The sequence below is a fragment of the Mycobacterium sp. 1165196.3 genome, from assembly GCF_001673415.1.
GTDB classification, from domain to species: domain Bacteria; phylum Actinomycetota; class Actinomycetes; order Mycobacteriales; family Mycobacteriaceae; genus Mycobacterium; species Mycobacterium europaeum_A.
In genome coordinates, this window is sequence record NZ_LZLU01000260.1 from 1 (window position 1) to 21,023 (window position 21,023).

Below are 21,023 nucleotides of genomic sequence, written 5' to 3' on the forward strand. Positions count from 1 at the left end.
TTCCTTCGGGGACGCTTCGACGCTGGCTGCAGCCACGGTCGGAGACATGACGCCATCATCACAGCCACCACCGACAAGTCCGGGCCGCCGGATGCCCGCTGAAGAGTTCGGTGCACGCATCCCCCAGCCCATGCCCGACAGCAACAGCCTCGCCCACTGCACACACCGCGAATCCCGATCCGTGAGCCGAAATCAGGTCGCGCTAGGCGCCTGCGCTTTCGATCCGGCCATCGATGCGGACCTCGATCCCGACATCGCGACAGGGTCGTCGTCCTCCCACAGCAGCAGCTGTCGAACCGCCGGGCGTGGGCCGTAGGGCCGCAGCATGGTGCTGGCCGGGCGTGGCCGCACCCGTTGTGGCCACCAGAACCAGCGCCCGAGAAGCCTTGCGACAGAAGGCGTCATGAATGACCGCACGATAAGCGTGTCGAACAACAGGCCGAGCCCGATCGTCGTCCCGATCTGGCCGAGCACCTGAAAACCGCTGAACACGAACGCACACATGGTGACGGCGAAGACGATGCCCGCCGAGGTGACCACCGAGCCGGAGCCGGCCATGGCCCGGATGATGCCGGTATTCAGGCCCGCATGGATCTCTTCCTTGAACCGCGAGATCAACAGCAGGTTGTAGTCCGATCCCACCGCCAGCAGCAGGATCACCGCCAGCGCCAGCACGACCCAATACAGCTCGATGCCGAAGATGTACTGCCACACCAAGACCGAGAGTCCGAAGGACGCCCCCAGCGATAGCGCGACGGTGCCCACGATCACCAGCGCGGCGATCAGGCTGCGCGTGATGATCATCATGATGAGCAGGATGAGGCTCAGCGCGGCGAACGCCACGATCATCAGGTCGTATTTGGCGCCGTCCTGGATGTCCTTATAGGTCGAGGAGGTGCCACCGAGATAGACGTGCGCGTCGGCCATCGGCGTGCCCTTCAGGGCCTCATGTGCCGCCTTGGCCATCGGGTCGATGTGCGAAATGCCTTCCGGCGTAGCCGGATCGCCCTCGTGGGTGACGATCATCCGGACGGCCTTGCCGTCCGGGGACAGGAACAGTTTCAGCCCACGCTTGAAGTCGGGGTTGTTGAACACCTCGGGCGGCAGGTAGAAGGTGTCGTCGTTCTTGGCCGCGTCGAAGGCGCGCCCGAGCGCCGTCGCGTTGTCGATCGCGGCCGCGGTCTGCGCGTAGATCCCGGACAGCGTGGCGTAATTCGCAAGAGTCAGATCGCGATTGGTCTGCTGGCTCGCTATCTGCGGCGGTATCAGCGCCGTCAGTTTCGGCTGCAGCGCGTCGAGCTTGTCGAGGGAGGCCGTGAGGTTTTCGAACTTTTCGGTGAGCTGGTCAATGCCGTCGAGCGCGTCGAACAGCGACCGGAACGCGAAGCAGACGGGAATGTCGTAACAATGCTTCTCCCAATAGAAGTAGCTGCGCACCGGGCGGAAGAAGTCGTCGAAGTTCGCGATCTTGTCGCGCAGGTCCCGGATGGTGACGAGCGTGTCGCGGAAACTTTCGGTCTCCTCGTGGGTGGTGCCGGCGAGTTGTTGTTGCAAGGCGTACTGCTGCTTGAGGATGTCGATGGTCTTGCTCAGCTCGTTTGCCTGCTTGAGCGCGTCGTTGGCCCGATCCTGTTGATAGGTCAGGTTTTGCTGTTGCGCCGCACTGGAATTGCTGACCACGAAGGCGAGTGAGCTGTGGACGAGCGGGGTCCCCAGCGGCCGGGTGATGGTCTGCACCTGCGCCACACCCGGAACGTGGAACACCGCCTTGGCCACCTTGTCCAGCACGAGCATGCTCTCCGGGTTGCGCATGTCGTGATCGGTTTCGACCATCAACAATTCGGGCTCCAAACGGGCCCGCGAGAAGTGCTTCTCGGCGGCCGTGTACCCGATGTTGGCCGGCGCGCTGGCCGGCATGTACGGGCGGGTGTCGTAACTGGTCTTGTAGCCGGGCAGGGCGAGCAGGCCCACCAGGGCCAGCGCGCACGCCGCCGCGAGCACCGCTCCGGGCCAGCGGACGATGGCGGTGCCGATGCGCCGCCAGCCGCGGGTTCGGATCGCCCGTTTGGGGTCGAAGATGCCGACCATGGCGCCCAGGGTGAGGATCGCCGGCCCCAGGGTGAGCGCGGCGAACAGCGCGACGAGGATACCCAATGCGGCTGGGATACCCAGGCTTTGGAAGTAGGGCAACCGGGTGAAGCTCAGGCAGGCCACCGCGCCCGCGACGGTGAGCCCCGAACCCAACACGATGTGTGTCGTGCCGTGATACATGGTGTAGAAGGCTTTTTCGCGATCCTCGCCGGCGCCGCGCGCCTCCTGGTAGCGGCCGACGAAAAATATCGCGTAGTCGGTGCCGGCCGCGATCACCAGCAGCGTGAGCAGATTCGTGGCATACGTCGACAGCCCGATCACGCCGGCATTACCCAGGAACGCGACAAGGCCTCGGGCGGCGGACATTTCGATGAGCACGGTGGCGAGCACCAGCAGCGTGGTGAGCACCGAGCGGTAGACGAAGAACAGCATCAGCGCGATCACCCCGATGGTGATCCCGGTGACCTTCGCGGTGCCCTTACTGCCGACGTCGAACTGATCGGAGATCAGCGGCGCCGCACCGGTCACATAGGTCTTGACCCCCGGCGGCGGTTTCATGCGCTCGATGATGTCGCGCAGCGCCCCGACACCCTCGTTGGCCAAGGCCGAGCCCTGATTGCCGGCGAGGTTCACCTGAACATAGGCGGCCTTGCCGTCGCTGCTCTGCGATCCGGCCGCCGTCAACGTGTCGCCCCAGTAATCCTGGACGTGCTGGACGTGTTTGCGGTCCTGCTCGATCCTGCGGACCATCTCGTCGTAGAACCGGTGGGCTTCGGCGCCCAGCGGTTTGTCGCCTTCCAGCACGATCATCGCCGAGCTGTCGGTGTTGAACTCTCCGAACTTCTCGCCGATGCGCTTGATCGCCTTGAGCGACGGGGCATCTGGGGAGTTCAGCGCCACGTTGTGAGTCTTGCCCACGTCTTCTAGCTGCGGGACGGCGATGTTGGTGATGGCGGCCAGCGCCACCCAGAACAACAGGATCGGCAGCGCGAGCCGGCGGATGGTGCGCGGCACGAAGGGCCGCGACTGCTCATGGTTTGTCATCCAGATTTGTCCAGACAGAAGGTGTAGGCGTCGACTTTGTGGACGGTGCGTTGGTCTTTCACTTCGCCGTTGACGGTGATGCGGCAGCCCAGGGTGTCGCCGTTGCCCTGCGCGACGACGTTGCCGATCACCGCGGGCTCGGTGCTGGTGATGGTGAACGACCACGGCAAGGGCGCGTCCTTGACTTGCTGGGGCTGGGCGTTGACGTCAAGGTAGTTGATGGTGGCGGTCGCCCCCGGGTCGCCGAACACCTCGAGCACGACCCGCTTGGGGTTGAACGGGACGATCTCGGCCGCCAGCCCGCTGTTGGCCGCCGTGTTGTCGTGCGAGCCGAAGATGCCGTGCAGGCGATAGATCCCGAATCCCGCGAGCGCCACGACCAGCACCGCGACGAGCACCATCCATCCCCGCCTCACCAGGGACGCAATCGAAAAGCCTTTCACCCGTTAGCCTTTCGAAGATCGGGCGATAAGATCACGCTCAAGCCAACTGCGGCTGCCAACCTCGTGAGCGTGATCGACAGCTATGACAGTACGGTACGGGACCGTACTGTACAAGAGACGCGCGCGTACATATTTCCCACGGGCGGGCGCGGGCATGCGGCGCCGTTACCCGGCGGGCTTGGTCAGGCCGGGGATGAGAAACCCGTCGACAAACGCCTGCACGGTGTCACGGGTGGGCGGGCGACCGGGAATGATCGACCGGAAGATGAGGTAGCCGGGCAACAGGTCCCAGAGTTCGTCGGTGATGACGTCCTGGGTGATCTCGCCCCGGGCGACGGCCTGACGCAGCACGTGCTGGATCGTTGCCTTGCGCTGGTCGAGGAATTGATGCTGCAGGGCGTCATTGAGCGCGGGGTGCCGCGACACCTCGACCATCACCGCGCGGATGGTGCCGGCGTGCTGTCCGCACTCCAGGCTGATCGTCTCCCCCAGGCTCAGCAGATCACCGCGCAGCGAGCCGGTGTTCGGCGGGACGGCCACCTTGCGGACGCCTTCGATGAAGGCCGCCAGCACCAGCTCGGCCTTGGACGGCCAGCGCCGATAGACCGTGGCCTTGCTGGCCCGCGCGGCGTTGGCCACCGCGTCCACCGTCAGCTGGTCATAGCCGTGTTCCTGCAGTAGCGCCAGGGTCACGGCCAGGATTTCGGCCTCGCGCGGCGACCACGGCGATGCGTGCTCGCACCGATCGGCCGTCTGGGTCATAGAGCCCACGATAGAGCCGCTCGGGCGATGCGGACCAATTTCCGCCAGTCCGGCCCGACGGATGTCGCGTCAGCGCGAGGGCAGCAGCGCGCGTTCGATGTCGGTGAGCAGGTCGTCGGTGTCCTCGATACCCAGTGAGATGCGCGCGAATCCGTCGGGGACCGGGTCACCCCAGCGCGCCCTGCGGTCCACCGAGGTGTGCAGGCCACCGAAACTGGTGGAGGCGACCAGCAGTTCGCTGCGGTCCACCAGCGCGTGCACCGCGGCCGCATCGGCCAATTCGACCGAGACCAGCGCCCCGAATCGGCGCATCTGGGCCATGGCCACTTGGTGCGCCGGGTCGTCGACCAAGCCCGGATAGCGCACCGCCCGCACGGCCGGGTGACGGGCCAGCATGGTCGCCACCGCCCGGGCGTTCTGGCATTGGCGTTCGAAGCGCAATCCCGCAGTTCCCATGCTGCGCAACAGAAGCCACGCCTCGAACCCGCCCAGGATCGCACCCGCGGACTGCCGGTGGCGCCGCACCGCGGCGAGCAGCTCGGGCTGATCGGTGGCGACGTATCCGGCCAACAGGTCGCTGTGACCCGACAGGGCCTTGGTGGCGCTGGCCACCACTGCGTCGGCGCCCAGCGACAGCGGCTGCTGCCCCAGGGGCGTGGCGACGGTGTTGTCGACGATTAACCGGGCGCCGCGCCCCCGGCAGATGGTGGCCAGCCGGTGCAGATCAACGACGTCCAACGCCGGATTGGTGGGGGTCTCGGCCAGCACCACGTCGGCCCCCGCGGCGGCGTCATAGATCTGCGCACTCGACGCCTCGATGACGCTCACGCCCACCGGCGCCAGGTCCTCGCGGGCATAGCGGCGAACTTCGTAGTAACCGTCGGCGGGTATCACCACCGTCGATCCGGGCGTCGCCAGGGTCCGCAGCACCGCGGCGATGGCCGCCATGCCCGAGCCGAACACCAGCGCACCGGCCGCCCCCTCCAGCTCGGCGAGTGCGCATTCCAGTTGCCGCCAAGTCGGATTGGAGTCGCGGCCGTAGTTGTCCACCGCACCGGACTCGTCACCGGACAGGTGGTAGGTGGAAGCCAGCACCGGCTGCGGGGCCACCGGCTGACCCGGAATCGCTTGAAAATCAACGGCTTTGAGGCTGCGCGTGGAATCACCGTACCGATTGCTCATCGGCTCAGTCCGCGGGGGTCTCGGTCGGACCCTCGGCGAGCAATGTCCGGAAGCCGTCCTCGTCGAGGACGGGCACTCCCAGCTCGATCGCCTTGTCGTACTTGGAACCCGGCGAATCACCGGCCACGACGTAGTCGGTCTTCTTCGACACCGAGCCGGCGGCCTTTCCGCCGCGCGCCAGGATCGCCTCCTTGGCGTCGTCGCGGGAGAAGCCGGCCAGCGACCCGGTGACCACCACCGTCAGCCCCTCCAGCGTGCGCGGCACGCTGGTGTCGCGCTCGTCGGCCATCCGCACGCCGGCGGCGCGCCACTTCTCGACGATCGCGCGGTGCCAGTCGACGGTGAACCACTCGGTGAGCGCCGCCGCGATCGTCGGCCCGACGCCCTCCACCGCGGCCAGCCGTTCCGTCGATGCCGACATGATCGCGTCCAGGTCGCCGAACTCGGTCGCCAGGGCGCGCGCGGCCGTCGGGCCGACATGCCGGATCGACAACGCCACCAGCACCCGCCACAGCGTCACCTTCTTGGCCTTGTCCAGGTTGTCCAACAGGCGCCTGCCGTTCGCGGACAGGGAACCGGCCTTGGTCCGGAACAGCTCGGTGCGCAGCAGGTCGTCCTCGCTGAGCGTGAACAGGTCGCCCTCGTCGGCGATCACGCCGGCTTTCAGCAACGCGATGGCGGCCTCGTAACCGAGCCCCTCGATGTCGAATGCACCGCGGCCGGCGACGTGAAAGACCCGCTCGCGCAACTGCGCCGGACAGGACCGGGCGTTGGGGCAACGGATGTCGGCATCGCCCTCCTTGGCCGGCGCCAGCGGGGTGCCGCACTCGGGACACGCGGTGGGCATCTCGAATTCGCGTTCGGAGCCGTCGCGCAGGTCCACGACGGGGCCGAGCACCTCCGGGATCACGTCACCGGCCTTGCGGATCATCACCGTGTCGCCGATCAGCACACCCTTGCGCTTGACCTCGGCGGCGTTGTGCAGGGTGGCCAGCCCCACCGTCGACCCGGCCACCTTCACCGGCGTCATGAATGCGAACGGCGTGACGCGTCCGGTGCGCCCGACGTTGACGCGGATGTCGAGCAGCTTGGTCTGCGCCTCCTGCGGCGGGTACTTGTAGGCGACGGCCCACCGCGGCGCGCGCGAGGTGGTTCCCAGCCGGCGCTGCAGGGCGACGTCGTCGACTTTGACGACCACGCCGTCGATTTCGTGCTCGAGGTCGTAGCGGTGTTCACCCCAGTAGGCGATCCGCTCCTCGACGGCGGCCAGGCCGCGCACCCGCGCGGTCTGTGCGGCCACCGGCAGCCCCCAGGCGCTCAGCGCGGCGTAGGCCTCGTGCTGGCTCTTGGGCGCGAACCCCTCGGTGCGGCCAACGCCGTGACAGATCATCCGCAGCTTGCGCCGGGCGGTGACGGCCGGGTTCTTCTGGCGCAGCGACCCGGCCGCGCTGTTGCGCGGGTTGGCGAACGGCGCCTTGCCGTCCTCGACCAGGCTGGCGTTGAGCGCCTCGAAATCGGCGAGCAGAAAGAACACCTCGCCGCGCACCTCGAGCAGGGCGGGGACCGGGAAGTCCGCGCCGGCCGACAGCCGCTCCGGGACGTCGTCGATGGTGCGCGCGTTGAGCGTCACGTCCTCGCCGACCCGGCCGTCGCCCCGGGTGGCGGCGCGCTCCAACCGGCCGTCGCGATACACCAGCGACAAGGCCACCCCGTCGATCTTGAGTTCGCACAGGTAATGCGGTTGTTTGCCGACCTCGTTCTCGACGCGGTTGCTCCAGGCCACCAGCTCGTCGCGATCGAAGACGTCGTCGAGGCTCAGCATCCGCTCCAGGTGCGCCGCCTCGGCGAACTCGGTGGCGAACCCCGCGCCGCCGACCAGCTGGGTCGGCGAATCGGCCACCCGAAGCTCGGGATGCCGCTCCTCCAGCGCCAAAAGTTCGTTGAACATCGCGTCGAAGTCCGCGTCCGAGATGATCGGGGCGTCCTTGATGTAGTAGCGGAACTGGTGTTCGCGGACCGTTTCGGCCAGGTCCTGCCACTGCCGGCGCACCTCGGGCGATACCGAATCAGCTTCTGCTGAGCTCACCTTGGCAGGCTATCCGAGGACACCGACGCAAAACCCGGCGCGCTCAGTCCTGGACGTAAGAGCGCAACCGATCCACGGCGGCATCCCACCGGCGGGACAGCTGGCTCAGGTAGTCGCTGGCCGACGCCAGCGGCTCGGTCCGCACCGTCCACACCCGCTCGCGGCCCCGCCGGCTGCTGGTCACCAGCCCGACGGACTCCAGCAGCTGCAGGTGCTTGCTGGCCGCCTGCCGGGTGACCGGTATGACGCTGGTGACCTGTGATGTCGAGCTCGGGCCGTGATCGCAGAGCCGCACGATGATGCGCAGCCGGTTGGGGTCACCGAGCGCGTCGAAGAGCGGCGCGTCGACGGCGACTTTCATACCCGGACGCCCTCGACGTACCGGCGCACCAGCGTGGTCTGGATCGCCCAGCCTTCGCCGTTGGCCTCCAAGGACGGGCCGCGACGTGCCGGTGGGATCGCCTCGAACCCGGACTCGGTGATGGTCAGCAGCACGCCGTCGGGCCGCTCAGCCAGGGTGAACTCGACGAGCGTGGTCGGCTCCTGGTCGTAGTCGATGTCGGGGTCGACGGCGAACGGATGCCAGCGGTAGGCGAACCGGCGCGGCGGCTCGACGGCGACGATCTGCCAGGTGCTGCGGACTCCGGTGTGCGGCTCCTGACGCCTGGCCACCTCGCCGTCGACGGTGGTGGGGGTGATCGCGGCGGTCACCGACGTTCCGGCCACGAACGGCCCGTCGAACCGCACCCCGAACCAGCGTCCGAACTCCTCGGCGTCGCTGATGGCCCGCCACACCCGGTCGAGCGGCGCGCGCAGCACGACCTGCTTCTCGATCTTCATGTGCAACCTCCTGGTTGCCTATGAGTGCACCACATCGCGGCCCAAAACGCAACCAATTGGTTGCCTATCCGATGGCGTCGGGGTCCTCGGCGAACATCTCGGCCGCCTTGCGGGCGAGCCCGATCGCGGCGCGGGCCCACTGCGGCGTGGCACCGGCCAGCCCGCAGGCGGGGGTGACGCCGATGCGGTCGCGCAGCGCCGGGCGGGCGAAGCCGAGGCGGTCGGTGACGGCGACCACCGCGGCGGCAACCTCCTCCGCCGCCGGGCGGCGTGGCGGGGGCTCGGCGCCGAGCACCCCCAACACGACGGTGCGGCCCGGCTCCACGAACTCGGCGATGCCGTCCAGGTCCGCGGCGGTCAGCGCACCCGCGTCCACCGACACGGCACGAAATGCGCTGCGTTGCAACAGTTCCCATGGGATACCCGGGGCGCAGCAGTGCAGCAGCACCTCGCCCCCGACCGTGTGGGCGCAGCTGTCGAGCAGGCCGGCGGCCAATTCCTCCTCGACGGGCGCCACCGGGCTCAGCGAGGTGACCCCACTCAGCCCCCCGCCCAGCGCTTTGGGCAGCGACGGCTCGTCGAACTGGACCACCACCTCCGCCTCGAGCCGGCGGGCCATCCCGGCCCGATGCGCGGCCACCCCCTCGGCCAGCGACGCGGCCAGGTCGCGCAGCGCCCCGGGGTCGGTGATCGCCCGGTGGCCGTTGGCCAGCTCGATTTCGGCGGCCAGCGTGATCGGGCCCGGCGCCTGCACCTTCACCACCCGGCCGTCGTTGCGCAGGCCGGCGGCCTCCCAGGCCTCCTCCAGCGCGTCCATGTCCTCGTCGAGCAGGCTGATCGCGCGGCGGGTGACCGCGCCGGGCCGGGCGGCAAGCCGGTAGCCGCGCGGCACCGTGTCGATGGCCACGTCGACCAGCAGCGCGCCGGCCCGGCCGAGCATGTCGGCACCGACGCCGCGGGCGGGCAACTCGACGATGTGCGCCAGCGCGCCCGCCAGTTCGCCCACCACGACTGCGGCGGCTTCCCGCGCGGCGAGGCCGGGCCACGATCCGACACCGCTGGCGGTGGCGAAGGGATGGGCGAAAACACTCACCCGGCAACCGTATTCGACGTCGCAGCACCCCCCGGTCGGCAGGGGTCTGTGTGCGCGCTGGCCGCGCGGGTAGGTTCAACGCAAAAGGGGTGCGTAAAGGTGTCGCAGAAGGCGAAATCAGCGTGGCTGCCGCTGTTGTGCGCGGCGGTGGCGCTGGTGGCGTCGTGCACCCGGGTGGTGGACGGCGCGGCCCTGGCGGGTTCCGGCGCCAACCGCAGAGTGGTGCAGGGCGTCGACGTCGACGCGATCCTGCTGGACCAGTCCCGGATGCGCGCGATCACCGGCGCCGGTGAGCATCTGACCATCATCCCCTCGATGGACGGCACCAGCCCGGTGGACATCGACGCGCTCGCCGAGACCGCGCCGCGCGAGTGCCGGTTCATCTACGCCGAGACGGCGACGTTCGGCCGCGACCTGGAGGCATTCCACAAGACGACCTTTCAGGACCCGCCCGACGGCGCGCTGATCTCCGAAGGCGCCGCGGCCTACCGCGATGCCGACGCCGCCCGGCGCGCCTTCGGCGCCCTGGTGGGCACCGTCGGCGACTGCGCGAACGGCTCGAGCGGGCAGCTCTACGTCGGCGACTGGAACGCCGATGCCACCACGCTGCACCTGCGGCCGGGCGGATGCGGCCGCGACTACCGGATCCTGTCGGTGGCCATGCTGGAGGTCACCTTCTGCGGCTTCGCGCAGTCGGTGTCCGACATCGTGATGACGAATATCTCGGCGAACATGCCGCGGTGATCAGCGTGCGGTGCCGGCGATGGTGGCGCTGCCGAGCACCTCGTCGCCGTCGGGGTCGCGGCGATAGAGCACCAGCGTCTGGCCCCGCGCCACGCCGCGCATCGGGGCGCGCAGTCGCACCACCAGCTCGCCGTTGACCAGTTCGGCTATCGCGTCGGCGGCTTCACCGTGCGCGCGCACCTGAACCGCGCACTCCAGCGGGCCCGACGGCGCGACGCCCGAGGTGAAAACCGGTGCCCGCCCGACCATTTCGTGTATCTCGAGGTCGGCGGCCTCCCCCACCCGCACCGTGGCCGTCTCGGCGTCGATCGCTGTCACGTAGCGCGGGCGGCCGTCGGGTCCCGGTCCGGCGATGCCGAGTCCCTTGCGCTGCCCGATGGTGAAACCGTGCACGCCGTCGTGCTCGGCGAGCACCGTGCCGTCCGCATTGACCACCGCGCCGCGGCGCACCCCGATGCGCTCGCCCAGGAACGCGCGGGTGTTGCCCGAGGGGATGAAGCAGATGTCGTGGCTGTCCGGCTTGTCGGCGACGGTCAGGCCGCGCCGGGCGGCTTCGGCCCGGATCTGCGGCTTGGGGGTGTCCCCGATCGGGAACACCGCGTGCCGCAGCTGCTCGGCGCTCAGGACGGCCAGCACGTAGGACTGGTCTTTGTCGTGATCGACGGCGCGGCGCAGCCGGCCGTCGGCGAGCCGGGCGTAATGGCCGGTGGCCACCGTATCGAAGCCCAGCGCAACGGCTTTCGCGGACAGCGCCGAGAACTTGATCTTCTGATTGCACACCACACACGGGTTGGGCGTTTCGCCGCGCGCGTAAGACGCGACGAATTCGTCGATGACGTCCGCGGCGAACCTCTCCGCGAAATCCCATACGTAGAACGGAATTCCGAGCACGTCGGCGACGCGGCGCGCATCGGAGGCGTCCTCCTTCGAGCAGCACCCCCGCGAGCCGGTGCGCAGCGTGCCGGGCGCGCTGGACAGCGCCAGGTGCACGCCGACCACGTCGTGTCCGGCGTCGACCATCCGGGCGGCGGCGACCGACGAGTCGACGCCGCCGCTCATGGCGGCAAGCACTTTCACTTAGGACGCCCCCGCGGCGGCCAGCGCGGCCCGTCGGGCGCGGTCCACCGCGCCCGGCAGCACGCGCAGCACGGCGTCGACGTCGGCGTCGGAACTGGTGTGCCCCAACGAGAGTCGCAATGATCCACGCGCGGTGGCCGCGTCGGCGCCCATCGCGATCAGCACGTGCGAGGGCTGCGCGACGCCCGCGGTGCACGCCGATCCGGTCGAACACTCGATCCCGTTGGCGTCCAGGAGCATCAACAGCGCATCGCCCTCGCAGCCGCGGAAGGTGAAGTGTGCGTTGCCGGGCAGCCGCAGCGGGTCGCGGGCCCCGTTGAGGGTGACGTCCTCGATGCCGCCCAGCACGCCGTCGACCAGCCGGTCGCGCAACGCCCGCAGCCGGGCGCTGTTGGTCTCGAGCCCGTCGACCGAGATCCGGGCCGCCGCGGCCATTCCGACCGCACCGGCGACATCGGCGGTGCCCGAACGGATGTCGCGCTCCTGCCCGCCCCCGTGCGCCAGCGGCACGCAGGCCACGTCGCGGCGCAGCAGCAGCGCACCCACGGCCGGCGGGCCGCCGAACTTGTGCGCGGTCACGCTCATCGCCGACAGCCCACTGGCGGCGAAGTCGACCGGTAGCTGCCCCACCGCCTGGACGGCGTCGCTGTGCATCGGCACGCCGAATTCGGCTGCGACGGCGGCGAGTTCGGCCGCCGGCAGCACGGTGCCGACCTCGTTGTTGGCCCACATCACCGAGACCAGCGCGACGTCGTCGTGGCGCGTGAGCACGTCGCGCAGCGCCGCGGCCGACACCGACCCGTCGGGGGCGGTCGGCAGCCAGGTGACCTCGGCGCCCTCGTGCTCGACGAGCCAATTGACCGAGTCCAGCACGGCGTGGTGTTCCACCTCACTGGTGACGATGCGCCGGCGGCGCGGATCGGCTCCTCGTCGGGCCCAGTAGATGCCCTTGACCGCCAGGTTGTCGCTCTCGGTGCCGCCGGCGGTGAAGATGACCTCCGAGGGGCGCGCGCCCAGCCGGTCGGCGATCAGCTCGCGGGACTCCTCGATGCGGCGCCGCGCCGCCCGGCCGCTGGTGTGCAGCGAGGACGCGTTGCCGACCGTGCCGAGCACAGCCGTCATCGCCTCGACGGCGGCGGGGTGCATCGGGGTGGTGGCGGCGTGATCGAGGTAGACCATGACGCGAACCACGATACCGGCCCGCCCGTTTGCTCAGGCCACCAGCACGTGCCCGTGACCAGCGCGCCGGATGGTTTCGCCGCCCACCGCGGACTGGCAGCGGTGGGCCAGGGCGCGCCGGTCGGTCCCCGGGAGCTGCAGGGACTCGACGCGCACCCGCGCCAGCGTGCGCGGCACGACGAGCAGCCGCCGAATGGAGCTCAGCAGGGTCTCGTCGCCGACGAAGGCCGGCACCGTCGAGGGGCTGCCGTCGACGTGGTGATAGGTCAGCCGCACGGGCTGCACCGGGCGGCCGGCATCGATCGCGGCCTGGAACATCGCCGGGTAGAAGGCGCCGCGGCCTTGATGCGATTGTCCGGCTTCTTTTCCGGCCGTGTCCCGACCGGCATCGTCGCCGGACACTCCGCACCAGGTGGTGCCCTCCGGGAAGGCCACCACCGTCTGACCGGCGCGCAGCCGGCGGGCGACGGCGTCGACCACGCCGGGCAGCCGCCGCAGACTGGACCGCTCGATGGGGATGATCTTCAGGATGCGGGCCACCACCCCGGTCGCGCGGCCGGTGAACATGTCGGCGCGCGCGACGAACGACCCGGGCAGCACCGAGCCGATGGCGAAGACGTCGAGCCACGACATGTGCGGGCTCACCACCAGCACCCCGCGCAGGTTGCGAATCGGGTTGCCCGTCACGGTGATTCGCACCCCCAGGCAGCGCAGCACCGCGCGGCAATAGATGCGCTGCGCGCGGGTGCGGCCCGGCAGCGGCACCGCCAGCAGCGGCAGCCCCGGCGCCAGCAGCAGCGCCAGCGTGAGGCGAAGGGCGATCCGCAGCGTCACCCGCAGCCGTCGCGGCGTCGCCACGTCGCCCACGCCCACGCAGCCCGCATCGCACGAGGCGCGCGGCAGCCAGGAGTGTCCGGTGCCCGCCGGGGCGTTCATCGCCGGCCGCCCGCCATTTCCGATGCCGCCGACACCGACCGGAGGCGTTTGAGATATCGGGTGTCGGCGTGCGCCTTGTCCAGCAGGACGCAGAAATCGCCGACGCCGAAGTCGGGGTCGTGCGCGGGTTCGCCGCACACCTGGGCGCCCAGCCGCAGGTATCCGCGCATCAGCGCCGGAACCGACGGCCGCGCCGGCGGCGCGATGTCGTCGATCGCCGTCCCGTTGACCACCACCGGCCGGTGCGGGTACACCCGGTGTTCCGGCGGTGCCGCGTGCCGGTCGAGGATGAAGTCGCGGACGCCGCGCAGCCGGCTGCCCGGCGCCGGGCCGTCGTCTTCATCGCCGATGGGCACCGACACGCATCCGGTCACGTGGTCGTAGCCGTAGCGGTCCAGGTAGGCCAGGATGCCCGCCCACATCAACAGCACGACGCCGCCGTTGCGATGCCCATCGCGCACCACGGCGCGTCCCATCTCCACCAGGGACGGCCGCAGCGGGTCCAGGGCGCGGATGTCGAACTCGGTGGCGGTGTAGAGGCCCCCGGCCGCGATGGCGCCGGCCGGCGCCAGCATGCGGTAGCAGCCGACCAGCTCGCCGGTGTCGTCGTCGCGCACCAACAGGTGGTCGCAGAACTCGTCGAACCGGTCGAGATCCCGCCCGTCCTGGCCGGCCGCCGGCAGTGCGAAGCCGGGGGTGCTGGTGAACACGTCGTACCGGAGCCGCTGCGCCGCCTCGATCATGGCGGGGTCGGTGGACAGCAACAGGGAGTAGCGCGGTGTGGCCGCCGCGCCGGTGGGCTTTTCGCTGGGTATGAGGACTGAAGCGATGCTCATGAAGCCCAACGTGGCGTAGTCGATGAGCTAGTCGGCATCGCCGCTGTGACGTGTCGGTGCACGTGAGATGACGAAATGCCGCGGTTGAGCACCGAGTGTTGCGGGTAGAGCGTGCAAGATGACGATCCACTCGGGGATTCAGGCTCCGTCGTGAAGCACACCGCGGCCGCGGTATGAGCCCGGACACGCGCCGTTGGTGCTTCGCCGATCAGCTGGGCCCCCACTTCCTGGACCACCGCGACCAGCCGGTGTTGCTCATCGAGTCCCGCGCGGTGTTCGGGCGCCGCCGCTTTCACCGCCGCAAGGCCCACCTTGTGCTCTCCGCGCTGCGCCACCGCGCGGCCGAACTGGGCGATCAGGCGCTGTTCCTGCGGACCCGCACGTACGGCGAGGCGTTGGAGCGGGTGCGCGAGCCGATCAGCGTGTGCCAACCCACCACCTGGGCCGCCGACGGGTTCGTCCGGTCGCGGCCGGCGATCGAGGTGTTGCCCGCGCGCGGATTCTGCACCGACCGCGCGGATTTCGACGAGTGGGCCAAGCGGCAGCGGACGCTGCTGCTGGAGAACTTCTACCGCGACGCCCGGCGCCGGTTCGAGCTGTTGATGGACGGGGAACAACCGGTGGGCGGGCGGTGGAACTTCGACGCCGACAACCGAGAGCCGGCTCCGAAAGGCGCCGAGACGCTGGGCGTGCCCGCGCCGTGGCGACCCGACGAGGACGAGATCGACGAGCAGGTGCGCGCGGACCTGGACCGCTGGGAGCGCGACGGCGACGCCGCCTTCGTCGGTCGCGACGGGCCGCGCGAATTCCCCGTCACCGCAACCGAAGCGCAGACCGCGCTGGCAGTGTTTGTGCGGGATCGGTTGCCGCACTTCGGCCCTCACGAGGACGCCATGCTCTCCGGTGACCGTTGCATGGCGCACAGCCTGCTGTCGGCTCCGATGAACCTCGGGCTGCTCGACCCGCTGGACTGCGCGTACGCGGCCGAGGACGCCTACCGCGCGGGCAACGCCCCGCTGGCCAGTGTCGAGGGTTACATCCGCCAACTGATCGGGTGGCGGGACTACATCTGGCACGTCTACTGGTATTTCGGGCCCGATTACCGGCGCCACAACGCGCTCCAGGCGCACGCGGGACTGCCGGAGTGGTTCGCCGAGCTCGATGCCGACGCCGTCGAGGCCCGCTGCCTGCGCGACGTGCTGGCGCAGGTCCGCGACCACGGCTGGGCGCACCACATCCCGCGGCTGATGGTGCTGTCCAATTACGCGTTGCAGCGCGGCTGGGATCCCGCCGCGGTCACCGACTGGTTCCACCGGTGTTTCGTCGATGGCTACGACTGGGTGATGGTCGCCAATGTCGTGGGCATGTCGCAGCACGCCGACGGCGGGCTGATGGCGACGAAGCCCTACGCCGCGGGCGGCGCGTACATCAACCGCATGAGCGACTACTGCGGGCACTGCGTGTATCGCCCGGCCGAGCGGGTTGGCGAGCGCGCCTGCCCCTTCACTGCCGGCTACTGGATGTTTCTGCAGCGCAACAAGAACTATCTGGGGGGAAACACGCGCATGTCCCAACCGTTGGCAGGCCTGCGAAGGCTCACCGATCTCGATGACGTCATCGAACAGCAGCGTCGGCTTGGGCAGGCCGCGCCATGATCCTCACCGCGGATCGGCAGATCGCGGCGTCGCCGGCCGCGGTGTGGGAGCTGCTGGTCGATCTGGACGCGTGGCCCAAGTGGGGGCCGACGATCCGTGGCGCGCGGCTCGATGAGCCACACACCGAGCTGGGCCTGCACGCGACGGGCATGGTCCAGACGTCGCTGCTGGTCTCTGCGCCGTTCGAGGTGACCGAGTTCGATCCAGGCCGATCCTGGGCGTGGAAGGTGGCCGGTGTCCCGGCGACCCGGCATCGGGTGGACCCGGTGGGCGACGGCGCGCGGGTGAGCATGTCGGTGCCGTGGTGGGCGGCGCCCTACCTGACGGTGTGCTCCATCGCCGTGCGCCGCATCGACGCGATGCTGACCGGCGCCTAGCCGCGTCGGGGCCGCCCCGGGAACCGATGTGTGACTTCGCAATCCGCTAGCGCCGGTGCTGGCGGTTTCGGGAAGGGGTCAATGGTCCGCACGCGGCGTCAATTCGCCCCCCGACGCAACAGCCCCCGGCACCGCGGTGCCGGGGGCTTTGCAACCGAGAAACTCAGCCCTTGCGGGTCTTGATCGCCTCGGTGAGCTGCGGAGCCACCTTGAACAGGTCGCCCACCACGCCGTAGTCGGCGATCTCGAAGATGGGCGCCTCTTCGTCCTTGTTGACCGCGATGATCGTCTTGGACGTCTGCATGCCCGCCCGGTGCTGGATGGCACCGGAGATGCCCAGCGCGATGTACAGCTGCGGCGAGACCGTCTTACCGGTCTGGCCCACCTGGAACTGGCCCGGGTAGTAGCCGGAGTCGACGGCGGCGCGCGAGGCGCCGACGGCCGCGCCCAGCGAGTCGGCCAGCTCCTCGACGACGCTGAAGTTCTCCGCGCTGCCGACGCCGCGACCCCCGGAGACGACGATGGTGGCCTCGGTCAGTTCCGGACGGTCGCCGGCGACCGCGGGCTCGCGGGCGGTGACCTTGGTGGCGTTCTCGGCGGGGGCCGGCACCTCGACGGTGACCTCTTCGCCGGCGCCGGCCTGCGGCTCGGCGTCGATCGCGCCGGCGCGCACGGTGATCACCGGGGTGTCGCCGTTGGCCTGCGCCTCCACGGTGTACGCGCCACCAAAGATGGAGTAGGTCGCCTTGTTGCCTTCCTTGACGTCGACGACGTCGACCAGCAGGCCGGAGCCGATGCGGGCCGCGAGCCGGCCGGCGATCTCCTTGCCGTCGGCGTTGGCCGACAGGATCACCGCGGCGGGCGAGTTGGACTCGGCAAGCGAGGCCAGCACGTCGACCACCGGGGTGATCAGGTACTTGTCGACGTCCTCGGACTCGGCGACGTAGATCTTAGCGGCGCCGGCCTCCTTGAGACCGTCGACCAGAGGCGCGGCGGTGCCGGGGGCGCCGACCACGACGGCGGCGGGCTCGCCCAGCGCGCGGGCGGCCGTGATCAGTTCGGAGGTGACCTTCTTCAGCGCACCTTCTGTGTGCTCGACGAGCACCAGTACTTCAGCCATAGGTTATTTCGCTCTTTCGTGTGTCCGGAGGTGTCTGGTGCTAGATGATCTTCTGGGCGACCAGGTACTTGGCGATGTCGTTGCCGCCCTCGCCCTCGTCGGTGACCTTCTCGCCCGCGGTCTTGGGCGGCTTGGGTGTCGACGACAGCACGGTCGACCCGGCGTTCTCCAGCCCGACCTCGTCGGGCTCGACCCCGATCTCGGCCAGGGTCAGCACCGTGACCTCTTTCTTCTTGGCGGCCATGATGCCCTTGAAGGACGGGAAGCGCGGCTCGTTGATCTTCTCGGTAACACTGACCACCGCGGGCAGCGTGGCCTCGAGGGTGAACACGCCCTCGTCGGTCTCCCGCTCGCCGGTGACCTTGTCGCCCTCGATGGAGAGCTTGCGCACGTGGGTGAGCTGGGGCAGGCCCAGGTACTCGGCGATGACGGCCGGCACCGCGCCGCCGGTCCCGTCGGTCGCCTCGTTGCCGGCGATGACCAGCTCGGTGCCCTCGATGGTGCCCAGCGCGCGCGCCAACGCCCATCCGGTCTGGACCACGTCGGAACCGTGCAGGCCGTCGTCCTTGAGGTGGACGGCCTTGTCGGCGCCCATCGACAGCGCCTTGCGGATGGCCTCGGTGGCGCGCTCGGGACCCGCGGTCAGCACGGTCACCGACCCCTCGCCGCCCTCGCGCTCGCGAATCTGCAGCGCCTCTTCGACCGCGCGCTCGTTGATCTCGTCCAGCACCGCGTCGGCGGCCTCACGGTCCAAGGTGAAATCGCCGTCAGAGAGCTTGCGCTCCGACCAGGTGTCCGGGACCTGCTTGATCAGGACCACGATGTTCGTCATGAGTGTGGTTCGTCCTCCTCGAAGGGGGCTCGCAGCAATCGACTACGAAACCTCGGTACGCGTTTTCGCAACGCACGGCCGTGTTACTACCCGGTAACTTTGTGCGGTATGCATTCACACCATAGCTGGTCGCTCAGGCCATATTGCCCGCTCCTCCCCCGTCCGCTGCCCCGGACGGGATCGTCGCCGGGCGGCACGTTCTTGCGGCCCGTCCGCCGCCTCACGAGCGGGGGCTCACGTCCCCGGTTCGCGAATCCGACACTTCGCGTTAGCCTGCCTATGCAATGAGCGCACCGGTCCCTGACGTCCCGCAGCACATCCCCGGCGACACCGCGTCGGTGGGTGACGCCGTGATGACGCTGACGGGCGAGCGCACCATCCCCGGTTTGGACATCGAGAACTACTGGTTTCGCCGCCACGAGGTCGTCTACCAGCGGCTCGCCGGGCGCTGCGTGGACGCCGACGTGCTCGAGGCCGGCTGCGGCGAGGGCTACGGCGCCGATCTGATCGCCGGCGTCGCGCGCCGCGTCATCGCCGTCGATTACGACGAGGCCGCGGTGGCCCATGTCCGCAGCCGCTACCCCCGGGTGGACGTCATGCAGGCGAACCTCGCGCAGCTGCCGCTGCCCGACTCGTCGGTCGACGTTGTGGTCAACTTCCAGGTGATCGAGCACCTGTGGGACCAAACACAGTTCGTCGTGGAGTGCGCCCGGGTGCTGCGGCCGTCCGGGCTGCTGATGATGTCGACCCCCAACCGGATCACCTTCTCCCCCGGCCGTGACACCCCGATCAACCCCTTCCACACCCGGGAACTCAACGCCGCCGAGCTCACCCAGCTGCTCGTCGACGGCGGGTTCCGCGAGGTCTCGATCAGCGGCCTGTTCCACGGCCCGCGGCTGCGGGAGATGGACGCCCGGCACGGCGGCTCGATCATCGACGCGCAGATCCAGCGGGCAATGGCCGCTGACCCGGGGGCCCCCTGGCCACCCCAACTGGCGGCCGACGTCGCCGCGGTCACCACCGCCGACTTCGACCTGATCGAGGCCGGCGAGGGTGCGCGCACCGGCCACCACATCGACGACAGCCTCGACCTGGTCGCGATCGCGGTAGCGCCGTGAGCACGGCGCAGAACCGGGTGCCCGGCCTCTTCACCCTGGTTTTGCACACCCACCTGCCCTGGCTGGCCCATCACGGCCGCTGGCCCGTCGGCGAGGAATGGCTGTACCAATCCTGGGCGGCGGCCTACCTGCCGCTGATGCGCGTGCTCGACACGTTGGCCGGCGAGGATCGCCGGAGCTTGATCACCCTCGGCGTCACTCCGGTGGTCAACGCGCAGCTCGACGACCCGTACTGCCTCGACGGCATGCACCACTGGCTGGCCAACTGGCGGCTGCGCGCCTTGGAAGCGACCGCAGTGGCCACCAGCGTGCGTAGCGCCCCCCGCTCGAAGTCGGACGGCTACCCCTCCTGCACGCCGGAAGCCTTGCGCGCCTTGGGGATTCGCGAGTCCGCCGAGGCGCAGGGCGCGCTGGACGACTTCGCCACCCGGTGGCGGCACGGCGGCAGCCCGCTGCTGCGCGGCCTGCTCGACGCCGGCACGGTGGAGCTGCTCGGCGGTCCGCTGGCCCACCCGTTCCAGCCGCTGCTGGCGCCCCGGCTGCGCGAGTTCGCGCTGCGCGAGGGTCTGGCCGACGCGCAGGCGCGCCTGGCCCGGCGCCCGGGCGGCATCTGGGCGCCCGAGTGCGCCTACGCGCCCGGCCTGGAGCACGACTACGCGGCCGCGGGCGTCACCCACTTCATGGTCGACGGCCCGTCGCTGCACGGCGACACCGCGCTGGGCCGGCCCGTCGGCGACACCGACGTGGTGGCGTTCGGGCGCGACCTGCAGGTCAGCTACCGGGTGTGGTCACCGAAGTCCGGCTATCCGGGGCACGGCGCGTACCGCGATTTCCATACCTATGACCACCTCACCGGCCTCAAGCCCGCCCGGGTGACGGGCCGCAACGTGCCCTCGCAGGACAAGGCGCCCTACGACCCCGAGCGCGCCGACCACGCGGTCGACACGCACGTCGCCGACTTCGTCGAGGTGGTGCGCAACCGGTTGCTCTCCGAGTCCGAGCGCATTGGGCGACCCGCCCATGTGATCGCCGCCTTCGACACCGAGCTGTTCGGCCACTGGTGGTACGAGGGCCCGACCTGGCTGGAGCGGGTGCTGCGGGCCTTGCCCGAGGCGGGCGTTCGGGTGGGCACGCTGTCCGACGCCCTCGCCGACGGCTTCGTCGGAAACCCGGTCGCCCTGCCGCCCAGCTCGTGGGGATCGGGCAAGGACTGGCAGGTGTGGGCGGGCGAGCAGGTCGCCGATCTGGTGGCGCTCAACGGCGAAGTGGTCGACATGGCGCTGAGCACCGTCGACAAGGCGCTGTCCCAGACGGCGTCGCTGGACGGGCCGATCCCCCGTGACCACGTCGCCGATCAGATCCTGCGGGAAACGCTGCTCACCGTCTCCAGCGACTGGCCGTTCATGGTGAGCAAGGATTCGGCCGCCGACTACGCCCGCTACCGCGCCCATCTGCACGCGCACGCCACCCGCGAGATCGCCGACGCGCTGGCGTCCGGGCGGCGCGACACCGCGCAGCGGCTGGCGCAGGGATGGAACCGCGCCGACGGGCTGTTCGGCGCCCTCGACGCCCGCAGGCTGCCCCGATGAGGCGGGCGAGGTTGGTCTT

Annotated in this window: 19 protein-coding genes; 5 read left to right on the forward strand and 14 right to left on the reverse strand. The window is 69.9% G+C overall.

All coding sequences use genetic code 11. The annotated features are described in order from the left end of the window. Positions 1–192: 192 nt before the first annotated feature. The 8 genes from A5659_RS24835 to A5659_RS24870 all read right to left on the reverse strand — a co-directional run bounded on the left by A5659_RS24835 (position 193) and on the right by A5659_RS24870 (position 9,541). On the reverse strand, positions 193–3,135 hold the full coding sequence (locus tag A5659_RS24835; RefSeq protein ID WP_067184954.1) for an RND family transporter: 2,943 nt from the start codon (positions 3,133–3,135) through the stop codon (positions 193–195). Beyond that, positions 3,132–3,536, reverse strand: a complete 405-nt coding sequence (locus A5659_RS24840; RefSeq protein ID WP_067025305.1) for an MmpS family transport accessory protein — start codon at positions 3,534–3,536, stop codon at positions 3,132–3,134. Before A5659_RS24840 ends, A5659_RS24835 begins: the two co-directional genes overlap by 4 nt. Positions 3,537–3,743: 207 nt before the next feature. Further along, positions 3,744–4,352 carry a TetR/AcrR family transcriptional regulator gene (locus A5659_RS24845; RefSeq protein WP_156749361.1) on the reverse strand — a complete coding sequence of 203 codons (609 nt, stop codon included), beginning with the start codon at positions 4,350–4,352 and terminating at the stop codon, positions 3,744–3,746. A gap of 57 nt (positions 4,353–4,409) precedes the next feature. Then, the gene (locus A5659_RS24850; RefSeq protein ID WP_067184960.1) at positions 4,410–5,522 is read right to left on the reverse strand and encodes a cystathionine gamma-lyase; all 1,113 of its coding nucleotides are present in this window, start codon (positions 5,520–5,522) and stop codon (positions 4,410–4,412) included. 4 nt (positions 5,523–5,526) lie between these two features. Beyond that, positions 5,527–7,608 (reverse strand): NAD-dependent DNA ligase LigA, encoded by a 2,082-nt coding sequence (gene ligA, locus A5659_RS24855; protein ID WP_067184964.1) that lies wholly within the window; start codon positions 7,606–7,608, stop codon positions 5,527–5,529. 43 nt (positions 7,609–7,651) lie between these two features. Then, positions 7,652–7,969 (reverse strand): helix-turn-helix transcriptional regulator, encoded by a 318-nt coding sequence (locus A5659_RS24860; RefSeq protein ID WP_066862114.1) that lies wholly within the window; start codon positions 7,967–7,969, stop codon positions 7,652–7,654. Continuing rightward, positions 7,966–8,448, reverse strand: coding sequence for an SRPBCC family protein (locus A5659_RS24865; protein ID WP_066862118.1), 483 nt, complete (start codon positions 8,446–8,448; stop codon positions 7,966–7,968). Before A5659_RS24865 ends, A5659_RS24860 begins: the two co-directional genes overlap by 4 nt. Positions 8,449–8,512: 64 nt before the next feature. After that, positions 8,513–9,541: a methionine synthase gene (locus A5659_RS24870; protein WP_067184968.1), complete on the reverse strand. Its 1,029-nt coding sequence runs from the start codon at positions 9,539–9,541 to the stop codon at positions 8,513–8,515. 99 nt (positions 9,542–9,640) lie between these two features. Between A5659_RS24870 and A5659_RS24875 the strand changes: the two genes are divergently transcribed. Next, positions 9,641–10,285 (forward strand): sensor domain-containing protein, encoded by a 645-nt coding sequence (locus A5659_RS24875; RefSeq protein WP_197498200.1) that lies wholly within the window; start codon positions 9,641–9,643, stop codon positions 10,283–10,285. Here the strand turns inward: A5659_RS24875 and mnmA are convergent, their stop codons facing one another. Genes mnmA through A5659_RS24895 form a run of 4 tightly spaced genes read right to left on the reverse strand, consistent with a single transcriptional unit; the run spans position 10,286 to position 14,313 of the window. Beyond that, positions 10,286–11,362 carry a tRNA 2-thiouridine(34) synthase MnmA gene (mnmA, locus tag A5659_RS24880; protein WP_067184973.1) on the reverse strand — a complete coding sequence of 359 codons (1,077 nt, stop codon included), beginning with the start codon at positions 11,360–11,362 and terminating at the stop codon, positions 10,286–10,288. It abuts the gene before it with no gap. Next, positions 11,363–12,541 (reverse strand): cysteine desulfurase family protein, encoded by a 1,179-nt coding sequence (locus tag A5659_RS24885; protein WP_066862127.1) that lies wholly within the window; start codon positions 12,539–12,541, stop codon positions 11,363–11,365. A 33-nt stretch (positions 12,542–12,574) separates the two neighbouring features. Continuing rightward, positions 12,575–13,477, reverse strand: coding sequence for a 1-acyl-sn-glycerol-3-phosphate acyltransferase (locus A5659_RS24890; protein ID WP_066862130.1), 903 nt, complete (start codon positions 13,475–13,477; stop codon positions 12,575–12,577). After that, positions 13,474–14,313, reverse strand: a complete 840-nt coding sequence (locus A5659_RS24895) for a GNAT family N-acetyltransferase (protein WP_066862135.1) — start codon at positions 14,311–14,313, stop codon at positions 13,474–13,476. Before A5659_RS24895 ends, A5659_RS24890 begins: the two co-directional genes overlap by 4 nt. 173 nt (positions 14,314–14,486) lie before the next feature. Between A5659_RS24895 and A5659_RS24900 the strand changes: the two genes are divergently transcribed. Together A5659_RS24900 and A5659_RS24905 are read left to right on the forward strand one after the other, a co-directional pair. Continuing rightward, positions 14,487–15,968 (forward strand): cryptochrome/photolyase family protein, encoded by a 1,482-nt coding sequence (locus A5659_RS24900; protein WP_067137672.1) that lies wholly within the window; start codon positions 14,487–14,489, stop codon positions 15,966–15,968. After that, positions 15,965–16,345 carry an SRPBCC family protein gene (locus A5659_RS24905; RefSeq protein WP_066862140.1) on the forward strand — a complete coding sequence of 127 codons (381 nt, stop codon included), beginning with the start codon at positions 15,965–15,967 and terminating at the stop codon, positions 16,343–16,345. The genes A5659_RS24900 and A5659_RS24905 overlap by 4 nt, the downstream gene beginning before the upstream one ends. 163 nt (positions 16,346–16,508) lie before the next feature. On the opposite strand, the gene A5659_RS24910 is transcribed toward A5659_RS24905, so the two are convergent. Both A5659_RS24910 and A5659_RS24915 read right to left on the reverse strand, forming a co-directional pair. Next, positions 16,509–17,465 (reverse strand): electron transfer flavoprotein subunit alpha/FixB family protein, encoded by a 957-nt coding sequence (locus A5659_RS24910; RefSeq protein ID WP_066862143.1) that lies wholly within the window; start codon positions 17,463–17,465, stop codon positions 16,509–16,511. A 40-nt stretch (positions 17,466–17,505) separates the two neighbouring features. Next, entirely contained in the window at positions 17,506–18,297 is a 792-nt protein-coding gene (locus A5659_RS24915; RefSeq protein WP_066862146.1) for an electron transfer flavoprotein subunit beta/FixA family protein, read from the reverse strand. Between the two features lie 284 nt (positions 18,298–18,581). Between A5659_RS24915 and A5659_RS24920 the strand changes: the two genes are divergently transcribed. After that, complete coding sequence (locus tag A5659_RS24920; RefSeq protein ID WP_067184976.1) at positions 18,582–19,415, forward strand: bifunctional 2-polyprenyl-6-hydroxyphenol methylase/3-demethylubiquinol 3-O-methyltransferase UbiG; 834 nt, start codon at positions 18,582–18,584, stop codon at positions 19,413–19,415. Further along, positions 19,412–21,004, forward strand: coding sequence for a glycoside hydrolase family 57 protein (locus A5659_RS24925; protein WP_067184980.1), 1,593 nt, complete (start codon positions 19,412–19,414; stop codon positions 21,002–21,004). The genes A5659_RS24920 and A5659_RS24925 overlap by 4 nt, the downstream gene beginning before the upstream one ends. Positions 21,005–21,023 lie beyond the last annotated feature (19 nt).

Bases quoted from the DNA above. Each gene is read 5' to 3' on its own strand.
- A5659_RS24920 (WP_067184976.1), top strand. From the start codon at position 18,582: ATGAGCGCACCGGTCCCTGACGTCCCGCAGCACATCCCCGGCGACACC.
- A5659_RS24840 (WP_067025305.1), bottom strand. From the start codon at position 3,536: ATGGTGCTCGTCGCGGTGCTGGTCGTGGCGCTCGCGGGATTCGGGATC.
- A5659_RS24915 (WP_066862146.1), bottom strand. From the start codon at position 18,297: ATGACGAACATCGTGGTCCTGATCAAGCAGGTCCCGGACACCTGGTCG.
- A5659_RS24890 (WP_066862130.1), bottom strand. From the start codon at position 13,477: ATGAACGCCCCGGCGGGCACCGGACACTCCTGGCTGCCGCGCGCCTCG.
- A5659_RS24850 (WP_067184960.1), bottom strand. From the start codon at position 5,522: ATGAGCAATCGGTACGGTGATTCCACGCGCAGCCTCAAAGCCGTTGAT.
- A5659_RS24905 (WP_066862140.1), top strand. From the start codon at position 15,965: ATGATCCTCACCGCGGATCGGCAGATCGCGGCGTCGCCGGCCGCGGTG.
- A5659_RS24860 (WP_066862114.1), bottom strand. From the start codon at position 7,969: ATGAAAGTCGCCGTCGACGCGCCGCTCTTCGACGCGCTCGGTGACCCC.
- A5659_RS24835 (WP_067184954.1), bottom strand. From the start codon at position 3,135: ATGACAAACCATGAGCAGTCGCGGCCCTTCGTGCCGCGCACCATCCGC.
- A5659_RS24885 (WP_066862127.1), bottom strand. From the start codon at position 12,541: ATGGTCTACCTCGATCACGCCGCCACCACCCCGATGCACCCCGCCGCC.
- A5659_RS24910 (WP_066862143.1), bottom strand. From the start codon at position 17,465: ATGGCTGAAGTACTGGTGCTCGTCGAGCACACAGAAGGTGCGCTGAAG.
- A5659_RS24895 (WP_066862135.1), bottom strand. From the start codon at position 14,313: ATGAGCATCGCTTCAGTCCTCATACCCAGCGAAAAGCCCACCGGCGCG.
- A5659_RS24865 (WP_066862118.1), bottom strand. From the start codon at position 8,448: ATGAAGATCGAGAAGCAGGTCGTGCTGCGCGCGCCGCTCGACCGGGTG.
- A5659_RS24900 (WP_067137672.1), top strand. From the start codon at position 14,487: ATGAGCCCGGACACGCGCCGTTGGTGCTTCGCCGATCAGCTGGGCCCC.